Here is a 15,882-nt window from a genome sequence, read left to right on the forward strand (position 1 = left end):
CAAATTATTTGAATATCTACACTTATTCTTTACACATTAAATTTAAAATCAGTCCAATGTTTATATTTTTCACCTGCCTTTATAATCCCACCATATTTCTGCCATTCAGGATGATTAGGGGTATCTGGCAATGCTTGAGTTTCCAATGCAATACCTGAATAATCATTATAAACACCATTGTGACGATTTGGGTTGTTTGCCAAATAGTTTCCAGTATACACCTGCAACGCGGGTTGTGAGGTAAAGACTTGTAATTGTAATGAATTATCCGAAGCAGTTAAAATAGCACAAGGTTGCTCACTTTTCTGATTTAATAGAAATGAATGATCATAACCTTTGGTCGCTTGCTGTTCCTCTTTTAAAAAATCCGTTTTTAATGTCTTTTCATTTCGAAAATCAAAACTCGTGTTTGTGACATTTTTTAATGGTGCGTTTGGAATACCTTCATTATCTACAGGTAAAAAATAATCCGAATTCAGCTGTAATTTATGATCACGAACATCACTACTAAGCTCAGCATTGTCTAAATTAAAGTAACTATGATTAGTTAAATTTAATGGTGTATCCTGATCGGACTCAGCCTCAAATTCAATTTTGACTTCATTATTTTCCGTTAAATGATAAGTGACATAAGCGGTCACATTACCTGCAAATCCTTGATCACCATCTTGAGAAAAAATCGAAAAAGTAATACTATTTTCGCCTTTTTCTTTAACACACCAACGTCTATGGCTAAAACCCTCACCACCGTGCAGTTGATGTTTTCCTTGATTGGCAACTAACGAATATTCTTTACCATTTAGCTGAAAACTGGCATTAGCAATACGATTAGCGTAACGTCCTACTGTTGCACCTAAGTAACCCTGTTGAACCAAGTAATCTTGAGGCTGACAGCCTAATAGCACTTCTTTTGATTGGTTATTTACAGGGACTTTACAGGATATCCACGTTGCCCCCCAATCCATCACTTGAATGGACATTCCATTGCCATTCGTTAAAGTAAAGAGCTGAAAAGGAATATTATCAGGTGCTATACCACTGGTGGTTTCCGTTAGCATACTGAAACCCCTTGTGATGCAGTACATACATAAAAAGTTTCTTTTAAACCTGTTTGTTTTTGGTAATTATCTGCAATAATTTTTTGTACTGCTTCTACTTTTTCAGTCGGTGCAATCGCTACAATACAACCACCAAAACCGCCGCCTGTCATTCTCGCACCACCACTTGAACCGATAACGACTTGAGCAAGTTCTACTAAGTAATCAATTTCAGGTGTGGTAATTTCAAAATCATCTCGCATTGAATTATGTGAAGCATACATCAATTGTCCCAATGAGGTTAAATCTCCCTGCTCTAACGCTTTTACGGCATCTAACACTCGTTGGTTTTCAGTCACTACGTGTCTGGCTCTTCTCATCATTTCAGGATCACAAGCGGTAAGATCTTTTTCTTTTTTTGCAAATTCTTCAATGGAGACATCTCGCAATGCTTTTACACCAAAAAATTCCGCTGCTTTTTCACATTGTTGGCGACGAGTATTATATTCCCCTGTCACTAAATCGTGTTTCACATTTGAGTTTACAATCATCACAGCAACATCTTGTGGCACGGGGGTTGGCTTAGTTTCTAAGCTACGACAATCAATCATTAATAAATTATCTTTTTGCCCTAATGCTGAAATCAGCTGATCCATATTGCCACAATTTGCACCTACAAATTGATTCTCAGCTTTCTGCCCGATTAACGCAATTTCAGTATGAGAAAGTGAAAGATTGCCTAATTGCTGACAGAATTTCCCTACCGCCACTTCTAATGATGCAGAAGAACTCAAACCAGAAGATAAAGGCACATTGCCACTAATCACTAAATCTGCCCCTTGTTTAAATTCAGGGCAACGCTCTTGAATAAATTTAACCACGCCACGCACATAGCCCGTCCATTTAGCCTCACTGTTTTTTGTGATCGGTTGGCTTAAATCAAATTTATCAAACTGATCTAAATCTGCCGCATAGACGTTAAAAATACTATCACTACGTTTAGTACCACTGATTGCTGTTCCATAGTTGATCGCACAAGGCATCACAAAACCGTCATTATAATCGGTATGTTCGCCAATCACATTGACTCGCCCTGGTGCATAAACACATAAGGTTGGTTTTTGATTAAATTTTTCAACAAATAACTGTTTCGCTTTTTCGATTGGTTGCATAATATTTCCTTTTTTGTAAATTTTAACTCACAAGTAACCGCTATATTCAATATTACTTCATTTTATAATGAGTATCTGACAACTCTCTTAAACGTATTGCAGCTTGCTCTGCCGTTAGATCTCGCTGGCTCTCCCCTAACATCTCATAGCCAACCATAAATTTACGCACGGTGGCAGAACGTAGTAAAGGTGGATAGAAATGAGCGTGTAATTGCCAATGTTCATTCTCTTTTCCATTAAAAGGTGCAGCGTGAAAGCCCATTGAATAAGGGAATGATGTATTAAATAAATTATCATATTTTGTTGTTAATTTTTTTATTGCTAAAGCAAGATCTTTTTCTTGTTCTGTATTTAAATCCGTTAAGCGTTTAATATGCTGTTTTGGAAGTAACAAGGTTTCAAACGGCCATACCGCCCAATAAGGCACAACCGCCACCCAATATTCTGTTTCTACCACAATGCGTTCTTTAAGTTCTAATTCTTTATTGACATAATCCATTAAAAGTACCGAATTATGTTTTTTAAAATATTCAGCTTGTGCTTTATCTGCTTGGGCAACTTCATTTGGTAAGAAATTGCTTGCCCAAATTTGCCCGTGAGGATGAGGATTTGAACAGCCCATTGCTGCCCCTTTATTCTCAAAAATTTGTACCCATTGATATTTTTGACCTAATTCTTGTAATTGTTCTTGCCACGTTTTGATCACTTCGGTGATTTCTTCAACGGTCAATAAAGGTAAGGTTTTACTGTGATCAGGTGAAAAACAAACTACTCGGCTCTCACCCTGTGCCTGAGAACTTTGAAAGAGAGGATCTTGTTGTTCTTGTGGAGCTGGTGTATTTTCTAAAAGTGCGGAAAAATCATTTTTAAACACGAAAGGTTGAGTATAAGCTGGATTTTGTTCACCTGTAATGCGTTTATTACTTGGACACAAATAACAACTTGGATCGTAACTTGGTTTATTTTCTTCCACTACTTTTTCTTGTTGACCTTGCCAAGGACGTTTTGCTCGATGTGGGGAAACCAAAACCCATTGTTCGGTTAATGGATTATAACGTCGATGTGGATGCTCAGTTGGATCAAATACATTATTCATTTTTCCTCTCCTTTTTATTTCTTTTTAAAAATGTAAACGATTACATCCCTATTTTAACCCAGCAAAATACAATTACTGTGATCTACATCACAAATTTAAAATAATCATAGTAAATTACATTATTTTTTGTGAGCTAGGTATCATTTTTAAAAGTAACCGCTTTCAAAAAAATATATTTTTTATATGATGTTTAATGTCAAAACAGATCAATTAAAAGGAAAATTATGATTACAATTCGTGATGTTGCTACTCTCGCAGGCGTTTCAGTTGCTACCGTTTCTCGAGTTTTAAATAATGCTTCCTCTAGTAATAAGTCTCGCCAATCTGTTTTACGCGCTGTAGAAACATTAGGTTATTGTCCTAATGCTAATGCTCAAGCTCTCGCACTAAAAAATACAGATACCGTTGGCGTTGTAGTCACAGATGTAACTGATCCTTTTTTTGCTATTTTAGTGAAAACTGTCGATCAAGTTGCCACTGAATATGGTAAAAGTATCTTAATTGGTATCGGTTACCATAACGCAGAAAAAGAACTTAATGCCATTGAGAGTTTATTACGTAAACGTTGTAATTGCTTAATTGTTCATAGTAAAGCGCTTGATGATGAAATATTAAAACATTACCTAGAAAGTGTACCGAGTATGGTCATCATTAACCGTGTTATTGAAGGGTATGAGCATCGCTGTGTTGATCTTGATAATGAAAAAGGCACTTTTTTAGCCACTGAAACATTGATTAAATTAGGGCATAAACATATAGGTTACATTGGTTCTAATCATTATATTACTGATGAGTTTGATCGTAAAAATGGCTATTTAAAAGCATTAAAAAAACATCAACTTTCACAATTAGAGCACGCTATTGTACACACCTCTCCTGATTTTGAAGGCGGTGAAGAAGCAATGATAGAACTGCTTAGCTATCACTCTGATTTAACAGCTATTGTCGCATATAATGATAATATTGCAGCAGGTGCATTATCGGTTTTAAATGAAAACAATATTAAAGTTCCTGAGCAATTTTCAATTATCGGATTTGATGATGTTCCTATTGCAAAATATTTAGTACCAAAACTCACTACAATCAGATATCCTATTGATTTAATGGCAAGTTATGCAACCAAATTAGCATTAAACTTAGCAAATAAAGAAATTGAGCGTCCCACTTATGTACAATTTAAACCTACTCTAGTTAAACGATTTTCAACTAAAAGTTTATCCAATAAATAATTTTCTTGAATTTAGATTTCAAGCTATATTTCTAAATAATTTATGAAAACGTTTTCATAATTGTGAAACAGATCACAGAATTGTATTATAAATTGCTGTATGATCATCGCGATTATCCAATATGCTATACGGATAAGTTCAATTATTGGTAATAAAATTTTTACTATCAATAAAACTCAATATACTTTGTTTTACAAAGATTTTTCAATGGAGAAACACATTATGAAAAAAACGTTTTTAAGTGCTGTGGCATTAGCAGTTGGTTTTGGTGCGGTAGCAACAGCATCTGCAAAAGACATTCCAATCGGTGTAACAATTTACAAATACGACGATAACTTTATGGCATTAATGCGTCAAGAGATTGAAAAAGAAGCCCAAGCTCTTGGTGGTATTAAATTAAGTATGAATGACTCTCAAAATCAACAATCAATTCAAAATGACCAAATTGATGGTTTGCTTTCAAGAGATCCTATTGTTAAAGCATTAGCAATCAACTTAGTTGACCCAGGTGCAGCAAAAACAGTTATTCGTAAAGCAAAAGGTGACGATGTGCCAATCGTATTCTTTAACCGTGATCCGGGTACAAAAGCACTTGATACTTATGACAAAGCATATTTTGTTGGAACAAATCCTGAAGAATCTGGTGTAATGCAAGGTCAATTAATTGCAAAACAATGGAAATCTCATCCTGAATTTGATTTAAATAAAGATGGTAAAATCCAATTTGCTTTATTAAAAGGTGAACCTGGACACCCAGATGCAGAAGCTCGTACTAAATTTGTTATCAAAGAATTAAATGATCAAGGTTTCAAAACTGATGAATTATTTATCGATACAGGTATGTGGGATGCATCAATGGCAAAAGATAAAATGCAATCTTGGTTATCTAACCCTAAAGGTAAAAATATCGAAGTCGTTATCTGTAACAACGACGGTATGGCAATGGGTGCATTCAATGCAATCAAAGCTGCAGGTAAAAAATTACCAATCTTTGGTGTAGATGCACTTCCAGAAGTTTTACAAATGGTTAAGAAAGGTGAAATTCTTGGTACTGTTCTTAACGATGGTGTAAACCAAGGTAAAGCAGTTATGCAACTTTCTAAAAACTTAGCTGAAGGTAAAGCACCAACAGCAGGAATGACTTACAAACTTAATGGTAAACGTATTAACGTTCCTTATGTTGCTGTAGATGCAGATAACTTAAAAGACTTTTTAAAATAATTTGTAATATTTATTAGGGGGGAGTGATCCCCCCTTTTTTTAATTGAGGTTGAATATGACAGCACAAAATACAGCATCAAAACCTAAGGGTGAAGTGCTACTTGAGATGACAAATGTCAGTAAAACCTTTCCCGGAGTAAAAGCACTTGACCGAGCAAATTTAACTGTACGTTCCTACTCTGTTCATGCCTTAATGGGTGAAAACGGTGCAGGAAAATCGACTTTATTAAAATGTTTGTTTGGTATTTATGCTAAAGATGAAGGGGAAATTCTCTTTTTAGGAAAGCCAATAGATTTTAAAACATCAAAAGAAGCCCTTGAAAATGGGATTTCAATGGTTCACCAAGAACTAAACTTAGTTCGTCAACAAAGTGTTATGGATAATATTTGGCTGGGTCGCTACCCAACCAAAGGTGGTTTTATTGATCATAAAAAAATGTATAACGACACGAAAGTTATTTTTGATGAGCTCGAAATTGATGTTGATCCGAAAGAAAAAGTAGGCAAATTATCTGTTTCACAAATGCAAATGATTGAAATTGCTAAAGCATTTTCTTATGACGCTAAAATTGTGATTATGGATGAACCCACCTCTTCTCTATCGGAAAAAGAAGTTGATCACCTATTTAAAATTATTAAAAAACTACAAGATCGTGGCTGTGGGATTATTTATATTTCTCACAAAATGGATGAAATCTTCAAAATTTGTGATGAAGTTACCGTTTTACGAGATGGTAAATGGATCAATAGTGTTGCTGTCGCAGATTGTACTATAGATGATATTGTTGCAATGATGGTTGGACGTGAATTAACGCAACGTTTCCCACCAAAAACCAATACACCAAAAGAAGTAATTTTAGAAGTGGAAGGATTGACTGCAACTAACCAACCCTCCATTCAAGATGTGAGTTTTGATCTCCATAAAGGAGAGATTTTAGGTATTGCTGGCTTAGTGGGAGCGAGACGAACTGATATTGTTGAAACCATTTTTGGTGTCCGTCAACGTAAAAGTGGTACAATTAAGTTACACGATAAAATTGTAAAAAATAATAGTGCTCTTGAGGCAATCAATCACGGATTTGCACTTGTGACAGAAGAACGTCGAGCCACTGGTATCTATGCAAACTTAAACATTCAATTTAACTCATTAATTTCAAATATGAAATCCTATTTGGGTAGCTTTGGTTTACTGAGTAATCAAAAAATGAAAAGTGATACTCAATGGGTGATTGACTCAATGAATGTAAAAACACCTTCTCATCAAACAAACATCGGCTCACTTTCTGGTGGTAACCAACAAAAAGTGGTTATTGGTCGATGGTTACTTACTCAGCCTGAAATTTTAATGCTTGATGAACCTACTCGTGGTATTGATATCGGTGCAAAATTTGAAATTTATCAATTAATTTTAGATCTTGCCAACAAAGATAAAGGTATCATTATGATTTCATCGGAAATGCCTGAGCTTTTAGGTGTAACGGATCGCATCTTAGTGATGAGTAATGGAAAGGTTGCGGGGATCGTAAACACAGCAGAAACCTCGCAGGAAGAAATTTTGCAATTAGCTGCTAAATATTTATAAAAGGAACAGTATTATGTCAGCCTTAAAACAAAACAAATCTCTTGATTTTTTAAAACAAAATGCCATTTATTTTGTATTATTAATCTTACTTACAGTGATTATTTCTCAAGATTCAAGCTTTTTAAGTTTACGTAACTTTAGTAATATCTTAACTCAATCATCTGTTCGTCTTATTATTGCACTGGGTGTGGCAGGGTTACTTGTTACACAGGGAACCGACTTATCAGCAGGTCGTCAAGTGGGGCTTACCGCTGTAGTATCTGCAACATTATTACAGGCAATGGATAACGTGAACCGAGTCTTCCCAGATCTCGGTGAGATTCCAATTCCTGTGGTTATTCTAATCGTGTGTGTGATTGGTGCTATCATCGGCTTAATCAATGGTCTCGTGATTGCGGTACTCAATGTAACACCGTTTATTGCCACATTGGGAACAATGATTATCGTATATGGTGTAAACTCACTTTACTATGATGCCGTTGGTGCTTCACCTATTGCAGGATTTAGTGATGCATTCTTAGATTTTACTCAGAATTTCTTCCGAATAGGATCATTTAAGCTATCCTACATTACCATTTATGCTGCCATTATTACGGTCTTAGTATGGATTATGTGGAATAAAACTCGCTTTGGTAAAAACATCTTTGCAATCGGTGGTAACCCAGAAGCCGCTCGTGTATCGGGTGTAAACGTAACTCGTAACTTAATTGTAATCTATATGATTGCAGGTATGTTATACGCTTTCGCAGGTATGCTTGAAGGTGGACGTGTAGGTAGTGCAACTAATAACTTAGGTTTTATGTACGAACTTGATGCTATCGCAGCCTGTGTGGTTGGGGGCGTATCCTTTGCTGGTGGTGTTGGTACTGTTGCTGGCGTTGTGACTGGGGTATTAATCTTTACTCTTATCAACTACGGTTTAACTTATATCGGCGTAAACCCATATTGGCAATATATCATCAAAGGTAGTATTATCATTTTCGCTGTTGCAATTGATAGCTTAAAATATGCGAAGAAAAAATAACGCATAAAATAGAAACTACTAGAGATTACTGAAAATAAAAAAACCGCTTATCAATTATGATAAGCGGTTACTTTTTGAGTAAAATTTGCAAATTTTATTAACTATTTTCCAATCACTTCCACTCCACCCATATATGGACGTAAAATCTCAGGAATAGTAATTGAACCATCTTGATTTTGGTAGTTTTCTAAAATAGCCACTAAGGTACGACCTACCGCTAATCCTGAACCATTTAAGGTGTGCACTAAACGAGGTTTTTTATCTCCTTTCATACGGAAACGTGCTTGCATACGACGAGCTTGGAAATCCCACATATTTGAACAAGATGAAATTTCACGATAGGTATTTTGAGCAGGTAACCAAACTTCTAAATCATAAGTTTTCGCTGAACCAAAGCCCATATCGCCCGTACAAAGTAACACTTTACGATAAGGTAAGCCTAACAGTTGTAATACTTTTTCAGCGTGACCTGTTAATTCTTCTAATGCGTCCATTGATTTTTCAGGTTCAACGATTTGCACTAATTCCACTTTATCAAATTGGTGCATACGAATTAAACCACGCGTATCACGTCCATAAGAGCCTGCTTCACTACGGAAACAAGGTGTATGAGCCGTCATTCTCAGTGGTAACTTTTCACCTTCAACAATTTCACCACGTACTAAGTTAGTCACTGGTACTTCTGCAGTTGGAATTAATGCATACGATTTTTGTACTTCATTTGGATCTTGTCCTTCAAGCGGACGAGTATGGAATAAGTCTTCACCAAATTTTGGCAATTGCCCTGTACCATACAGGGTATCGTGGTTCACCAAATAAGGTACATAAGTTTCTAAATAATTATGCTGTTCGGTATGTAAATCTAACATAAACTGACTTAATGCACGGTGTAATTTTGCGATTTGTCCTTTCATTACCACAAAGCGACTACCCGTTAATTTTGCCCCAGCTGAAAAATCTAAACCTAATAAATTTTCACCTAAAGTGACGTGATCTTTCACCTCAAAATCAAATTCACGTGGTTCACCCCAGCGAGAGATTTCTAAATTATCATTTTCATCTTTACCTAATGGCACTTCATCAGCAGGTAAATTTGGAACAGTTAACAAGATTTCATTGATTTGTGATTGAATTTTCTCTAATTCTGCTTTTGCCGAATCTAATTCTGAACCCATTGAATCTACTTCTGCTAATAATGAAGTAATATCCTCACCTTTCGCTTTTGCCATACCAATATTTTTCGAGCGAGTATTACGTTCTGCTTGTAAACTTTCTGTTTTAATTTGTAATGCTTTGCGTTGCTCTTCTAAACTTGCCACAAGTTTCACATCTAAATCAAAATTACGTTTTATTTTAAGCGCCTGCGCCACTTCTTCTAAGTGATTACGTAATAAATTTTGGTCGATCATATTGAGTTCCTTCCTTTTTATTTAATTTTAAATTTAATTTGAAGAGTTATCTTGCCGCATTTTTCATAATACGACTTTTTGCAACTTGCCATTCACGATCTTTAATATCTGCTCGCTTATCGTGAAGTTTTTTACCTTTCGCCAAGCCAATTTTCACCTTTGCCCACGCCCCTTTCCAATAAAGAGCGGTCGCAACAATAGTGTAGCCCTCACGGTTTAATTTGCCAAAAAGAGAATCTAATTGACGACGACTTAATAGTAATTTACGAGTACGAGTAGGATCACACACCACGTGGCTCGATGCGACACTTAAAGGAGTAAAATTGGCTCCAAATAAAAATGCCTCACCATCTTTAAAAATGACATAGCTGTCACCAATATTCGCTTTACCTGCTCGTAAAGCCTTTACTTCCCACCCTTGTAATTCTAAACCAGCTTCCACTTCATCATCAATAAAATATTCGTGTCTTGCCCGTTTATTCTGAGCAATGGTATTATCTGCTGATTTTTTCTTTGATTTAGCCATAGTTTTTACGTTATAAATTGTTATTGGTAAAATATCGTATCATTCTACCTGAATCAGGTTTAGAATAAAATCATAAGCGGTCACATCTTGATAAAAATTTGCAAATTTTTTTCTTTTCTAAAAGAGAAAACGACAACTTAATGCTTTCCTTTTTATCACATTCAAAATATGTCGTAAAATCTATTCTTATCTATATAATAAAGATCCTATTCTAATTATTTTATGCCATAAGGATATTTAATGAAAAACACTACCACACATTCCCCTTTTATTTTATATCTTTTAGTCACATTAAGCCCATTAGGAATTGATTTACATTTACCTGCATTGGTAGAAATCAAAAACTATTTTGGTATCAATAATAATCTTGCGCAACTCTCTATCTTAGTCTTTGTTTTCTCGATGGGAGTCGGACAATTATTATTTGGCTTTTTATCTGAGCATTTTGGAAAACGTAAAATTGGATACTTAGGTGTATTACTTTTTATTATCGGCTCTATCGGAGTTCTTGCTATTAAAAATTACAATTTTGTATTGCTCTCTCGTATATTGCAAGGATTAGGGGCTTCAGCACTCAGTGTAATCGCTTACGCCACAGTCAATGAAAATTACCAAAAAGATGAAGCCGCTATTATTTTCTCAATTCAAAGTGGCTTTTTAAATATTATTCCCGCAGTTGCGCCTATTGTAGGTGCAATATTACTCACCATCTGGGGCTGGCAACTGATTTTTATCTTCTTTGTTATTTATGCTGTCATTATTTTATGGCAATTTCAAACCCATTTTAATTACATCGATAATTCACAAAAAAGTGATTATAGCATTGCCATTAAAAACTTACTTTCAGATAAACAGTTTCTGTTATTTGCCTTAATTTGTGTTTATTGTTTAGGTTTTATTATGGCATATCTGAATATTGCCCCAATTTTAATGATGGAGCAATTTGGCACAACAACATTGGTATTTTCTGTCTGCTTTGCCATTAACGCTGCCATTATTTCCACAACGTCCTTTTTACTTAAAAAAATCATTGAAAAATTTGGTGCAATGAAATGTGTCTTTGTAGGATTATCTTTATTAATTACTGCATCACTTGGATTATTTATAGTAGAAATTAGCCTTGTACTATTCTGGATTTTAATTATGTTTGGTAGTATTGGGTTTTCCCTTGTATTAGGCCCTTCAATCTCCTTTGCTCTGGCTAATCATCAAGGATACTCTTCTATTGCATCTGGTATTTTAGGCTTTTGTTATATGTCTTTTTCTCCTATTATCGCTTTTATTATACTAAGCATCGGCGGAATAAATACACATATCTTTGGTGGTTTCTTTGCTATTTTAGGCATACTTTTACTTGTAATACTAAAGTTTAGAAAAGCATAATCGCAGTTAAAATAAGCGGTAAGATGTTGATTAAAATTTGCAAATTTTTTAATGTAAAAAACGTAGCGTCAAGGCATTCCTTAACGAAATGGATATTTTGATAAATACTTATACATCAATAAATTACGAAAAATAGTCTAAATTTTTAAAGCATTCTTTCATCTTTTCATCAGAAAAAAATATTCTATTAAAGTACATAAGATACCTTATTATTATCAGAGATAAAAATTAAAAAACCATTAAATTTAGCTATTTTATATCATTCTCTTAATATTTGCTTTTATGGTTTTTTGTACGGTATTTGATAGATCTTTTTGTAAAGGATAATCCTTAATAACATTTAAAAATTGCTCTGCTGAAAGCATAATTTGATCAATAATACTACCATTTATCCCTGTATTAAAGGTAAGATCATAAGCAGGCGATAATGACCATTTTCCCATTTCATCCATTATAAAAGAGAAGTTTTTAGTATGGTCATCTTTATTGTTAAAAATTACATTGAAAACCACTTGACGATAAGCTCGCTCAACGTCTTTTTGTGAGCGAGTCATCATTCTTACACAACGTAATAATTGCGTATAATCTAAGGTGGGTAAACGAAAATCTGTATTGAGTAAGCCTGCTAATGTATGAATATGAATACGCTCTCCATTATGGCGATCAAAACGTTTCACACCAAAAGCACTGTGCTCTTTACTTAAATCAAAATAGTGATGTTCAGGCATTTCAATTCCTGAGCATTTGGCAAAATCAGCATAAAGACCCTCTAATAAACACACACTTTTATGCTCATTTTGAGCAGGAAATTTAACTAACCAAGACTCCGCTTGATTTGATAAATTTATGGTACTTACAATTTGTGATTTTGGTTCAAAATAGATTTGAGCTTTAGGTCTTGCACCTTGTGGTGAACCACCAACCTGTAATAACTGACTTAAGATATCTGTATCTTTACCTTCCAAAACCTGTTGATTGGCTTGTGCAAGTGTTATCAAATCTAAGGCTTCATTATCAGTATCAATTAAATGTTCTGGTTCAAAAACTAATGCCCCCATTGCCTTTTTACCAATATAGGCAAAACGATCAAGCACAGTTATATCGTGTGGTTCTTTACCTAATTTTTGACGAAAAAAACGATCCATTAGTAACATTCCCCAACCATCAGGTAAGCTATCGGATAACAACCCACACAAATATTGTGATGAACGATGTTCGCCATAATATAATTTATTTGAATTTGGTGTATATAATGGCATTTCTATCGGTGAAAGGGGTAATCCATTTGCAAGCCAAGTAGGATCATAAGAGAATACAGGACGTTGGCGATCTAATCCTAATCGCCCTACTAGACGATACTGACCATATCCTGCAAAATAGACCGCGATAGATTGTATAATATTCTTATTCTTCATTTTATTTCCCAGATGCACGTTGACGTGGTGCATATTTCTGAATCACTTCTTCTACCGTTTTTGGTTTATAATCAAATAAGTCAGCAAACTCATTAATTAAACCTAATCCAATCGCAATATGAAGAACATTTTCTAATGTTCCTCCTTTGCCCGATTCAATTCTTACAACTGTACTCACCCCAACACCGATTTGCTCAGCAAGTTGTGCTTGGGTTAAATTCTGATGTAAACGATGCTGTTTAAGACGTTGCCCTAATATTTGGCTAATTTCACTTGGTGTATAAAAATCAAAGCGCATTATAATTACTCAAATTTGATAAATAACACCTTAATTATAGCATTTATAAATCAAAAGTGAATGATTATTTTAATATCAATCCAACATATCCGCCAATAAAAACTGTAATACGGTATCCATTCTTAAATAGGGAATGCTTTCATCAAAATCAATTTGTTTCGGTTCAAATTGTTCAAACTCAAAACGATTATTTTCCCAAAACTTGGCATTAGGTAAACGACTAGGAACCGATCCTGGGTATAATGTAACTTTATTTTTATCCGAACTTCTTACTCCTCGAATTGCTTTGAATTTTTCGCCATTTTGAGTCACAATGACAGGATCAGTTGCTCGAATGGCTGAAATGGCATAATACCCTGTTTCAACTCCATCAAATTGTTTATGCTGTCCCCCTTCCTGTGCAAGTTGTCGCATTAAATTTTCTAAATTCGGTAATTGATCACTGGTGATATGATCTGCTTTTGTTGCTAAAAAGAGTAATTTATCTATATTTGAGGAAAACAAACGATGAAATAAAGAGCGATTACCGTAGTGAAAATGTTTAAAGAGTTGTTGTAAACCTAACTTCATTTCAATAAAAGCTTGTTGGCTATGATTTAGTGGTGTCAAGCAGTCAGCAAGGATCACCTGACGATCAAATTGTGAAAAATAATCTTCATAAAACGGTTTAATTATTTTCTGTTGATAGTGTCGATAACGTTTTTTCAACGTATGATAAACACTATTTTTATCACTTTTTTCTAACTGTTCCCATTTATCTTCATCTAAATCCAACAAGGGAAAAAACTGAAAGACAGGTGCTCCTTTTGCCTCACTCGGCAAGACAAACCGTCCCGGTTGAATATATTGCATTCCTTGTTTTTTACATTCTAGTAAATAAGCAGTGTAATCTTCACTTAAATCTGCAAGTTGATTTTCATCAGCTTTTGCCATTAAATCCAGTTGTTGTACTTTTTTCAACCAAGACTGAGCCAGTTCTGCTCGTTGCCCTTGATGGACTTGTTGTTGATTTTCAGACCATTGTTTAAAATTTTGAGAAAGCATTGGTAAATCCAACAACCATTCACCAGGATAATCAAATATATCTAAATACAATGTATTTTTTTCTTTAATATAACGAAATAAGCCATCTTGACGCTGATAACGAATGGCTAATCGAATTTCACTCATTCCTTTTGTTGATGGCGACCACACAGGAGGTTCAATTTCAAAACAGTGACGATTTTTATCATATTCAAAACGAGGCGAGGTTAAATCCCCCTGCTCTACTCGTTTAACAGATAAAATCTGCCCATTTTTTGCAGGAGCAAATAATTTCAAATGTGAATTGTCTGTCGGATTGATATGTAGCAACTGATCAACCAAACTGGTAATAAACGCCGTTTTACCACTACGGCTTAAACCCGTTACCGCTAACCTTAAGTGATCATCCGTAACTCGGTGAACTAAGGTATTAACTTTATGTGTGATTGTATTAAACATTTTTTTCTTAAATTATGATATAAACAGGCTAATTCTATCATAAGAAATAAACGATCCAAACGTAATCTCCATTTTATAAAATAATCAGTATGACAATGAAGGCTGATTATTTATAATAGGGTCAGTCAAAATCAAAAAAGTCACTAAAATGCAAAACGAAATTGAATTAAAAATAATGCTTGAACCTCATAATATTGAGGAGATAAAAAAATGGTTAGCCACTCAACCTATTCTAACTCAGCACACCAACGAATTAATCAATACTTACTACGATACCCCTTCGCTCTTTTTTGCTAATCAAAAAATGGGATTACGAGTACGTCAAGTCAATCAGCACTGTGAAATGACGTTAAAAACCAAAGGAGAAATTGTAGGAGGGTTACATATTCGTCCTGAATACAATATGAATTTACCCAACGATAAACCCGATTTTAAGCGGTTAGATGATCACTTTAATTTGCAATTTTCTAATGTTGAAGATATTCATCACTCCCTTGAAAAAGTATTTAGTACTGATGTCACTCGTACCTGTTGGCTTATTCAATATCAAAACACTGAAATCGAAATCGCCTTAGATCAAGGTTGGGTAAAAAATAAATGGGGAGAAGATCCTATTTGTGAAATTGAACTAGAGCTTAAAAAGGGTGAATTAAGTGATTTAATGCAATTCTTAAATGCTCTCCCCACCCTTGATGGAATGTATTTTAGTGCATTAAGTAAGGCGGAAAGAGGTTATTTTGTAGGACGTCCTGAAAAAATTGCAAAAAAAGTAAATGATCTTACCGCTTGTGATAGCTCAACAATGACAAAAGCAGAAAAATATCAATTTGAACAAAATTTAGCAGACATTATTCGTATTCTTCCTACTGAAAATGCGATATTATTAGAACAATTTATTACGTTAAGTAATATAGGTATTTTGAATTGGCAACAACTGAAAGACTACTTAAAAAGTCAAGGTTATCTAAAACAAAATATTCGCTTAATTCAACAACTCTATTTATAAAG

14 protein-coding genes are annotated in these 15,882 nt (G+C 34.5%); 6 read left to right on the forward strand and 8 right to left on the reverse strand.

What is annotated here, in order from left to right; translation table 11 throughout:
* Positions 1-29: 29 nt before the first annotated feature.
* Genes galM through galT form a run of 3 tightly spaced genes read right to left on the reverse strand, consistent with a single transcriptional unit; the run spans position 30 to position 3,305 of the window.
* The gene (gene galM, locus A6B44_RS05445; protein WP_090922779.1) at positions 30-1,058 is read right to left on the reverse strand and encodes a galactose-1-epimerase; all 1,029 of its coding nucleotides are present in this window, start codon (positions 1,056-1,058) and stop codon (positions 30-32) included.
* Positions 1,052-2,209, reverse strand: a complete 1,158-nt coding sequence (galK, locus tag A6B44_RS05450; protein ID WP_090922777.1) for a galactokinase — start codon at positions 2,207-2,209, stop codon at positions 1,052-1,054. The genes galM and galK overlap by 7 nt, the downstream gene beginning before the upstream one ends.
* A 52-nt stretch (positions 2,210-2,261) precedes the next feature.
* The gene (gene galT / locus A6B44_RS05455) at positions 2,262-3,305 is read right to left on the reverse strand and encodes a galactose-1-phosphate uridylyltransferase (protein WP_090922774.1); all 1,044 of its coding nucleotides are present in this window, start codon (positions 3,303-3,305) and stop codon (positions 2,262-2,264) included.
* A gap of 224 nt (positions 3,306-3,529) precedes the next feature.
* Between galT and A6B44_RS05460 the strand changes: the two genes are divergently transcribed.
* The 4 genes from A6B44_RS05460 (at position 3,530) to mglC (ending at position 8,361) form a co-directional block, all read left to right on the forward strand.
* Positions 3,530-4,534 (forward strand): substrate-binding domain-containing protein, encoded by a 1,005-nt coding sequence (locus A6B44_RS05460; protein WP_090922772.1) that lies wholly within the window; start codon positions 3,530-3,532, stop codon positions 4,532-4,534.
* A 222-nt stretch (positions 4,535-4,756) separates the two neighbouring features.
* Positions 4,757-5,755, forward strand: a complete 999-nt coding sequence (mglB, locus tag A6B44_RS05465) for a galactose/glucose ABC transporter substrate-binding protein MglB (RefSeq protein WP_090922770.1) — start codon at positions 4,757-4,759, stop codon at positions 5,753-5,755.
* Positions 5,756-5,810: 55 nt separating this feature from the next.
* Positions 5,811-7,337 carry a galactose/methyl galactoside ABC transporter ATP-binding protein MglA gene (mglA, locus tag A6B44_RS05470; RefSeq protein WP_176673483.1) on the forward strand — a complete coding sequence of 509 codons (1,527 nt, stop codon included), beginning with the start codon at positions 5,811-5,813 and terminating at the stop codon, positions 7,335-7,337.
* Between the two features lie 13 nt (positions 7,338-7,350).
* Entirely contained in the window at positions 7,351-8,361 is a 1,011-nt protein-coding gene (mglC, locus tag A6B44_RS05475; protein WP_090922765.1) for a galactose/methyl galactoside ABC transporter permease MglC, read from the forward strand.
* A gap of 101 nt (positions 8,362-8,462) precedes the next feature.
* On the opposite strand, the gene serS is transcribed toward mglC, so the two are convergent.
* Positions 8,463-9,770, reverse strand: a complete 1,308-nt coding sequence (gene serS / locus A6B44_RS05480) for a serine--tRNA ligase (protein ID WP_090922763.1) — start codon at positions 9,768-9,770, stop codon at positions 8,463-8,465.
* A 46-nt stretch (positions 9,771-9,816) separates the two neighbouring features.
* Positions 9,817-10,296, reverse strand: coding sequence for an SsrA-binding protein SmpB (gene smpB, locus A6B44_RS05485; RefSeq protein ID WP_090922761.1), 480 nt, complete (start codon positions 10,294-10,296; stop codon positions 9,817-9,819).
* 240 nt (positions 10,297-10,536) lie between these two features.
* On the opposite strand from smpB, the gene A6B44_RS05490 reads away from it, so the two are divergent.
* Entirely contained in the window at positions 10,537-11,679 is a 1,143-nt protein-coding gene (locus A6B44_RS05490; RefSeq protein ID WP_090922759.1) for an MFS transporter, read from the forward strand.
* A gap of 254 nt (positions 11,680-11,933) precedes the next feature.
* On the opposite strand, the gene A6B44_RS05495 is transcribed toward A6B44_RS05490, so the two are convergent.
* The 3 genes from A6B44_RS05495 to A6B44_RS05505 form a co-directional block, all read right to left on the reverse strand.
* Complete coding sequence (locus A6B44_RS05495; RefSeq protein ID WP_176673484.1) at positions 11,934-13,094, reverse strand: type II toxin-antitoxin system HipA family toxin; 1,161 nt, start codon at positions 13,092-13,094, stop codon at positions 11,934-11,936.
* A 1-nt stretch (position 13,095) separates the two neighbouring features.
* On the reverse strand, positions 13,096-13,392 hold the full coding sequence (locus tag A6B44_RS05500) for a helix-turn-helix domain-containing protein (protein WP_090922755.1): 297 nt from the start codon (positions 13,390-13,392) through the stop codon (positions 13,096-13,098).
* Positions 13,393-13,467: 75 nt separating this feature from the next.
* Positions 13,468-14,874 (reverse strand): YcjX family GTP-binding protein, encoded by a 1,407-nt coding sequence (locus A6B44_RS05505; RefSeq protein WP_090922753.1) that lies wholly within the window; start codon positions 14,872-14,874, stop codon positions 13,468-13,470.
* Between the two features lie 148 nt (positions 14,875-15,022).
* Between A6B44_RS05505 and A6B44_RS05510 the strand changes: the two genes are divergently transcribed.
* Positions 15,023-15,880, forward strand: a complete 858-nt coding sequence (locus A6B44_RS05510) for a CYTH domain-containing protein (protein WP_090922750.1) — start codon at positions 15,023-15,025, stop codon at positions 15,878-15,880.
* Positions 15,881-15,882: the final 2 nt, after the last annotated feature.

The sequence above is a fragment of the Pasteurella skyensis genome, from assembly GCF_013377295.1.
Classification (GTDB): Bacteria; Pseudomonadota; Gammaproteobacteria; order Enterobacterales; family Pasteurellaceae; genus Phocoenobacter; species Phocoenobacter skyensis.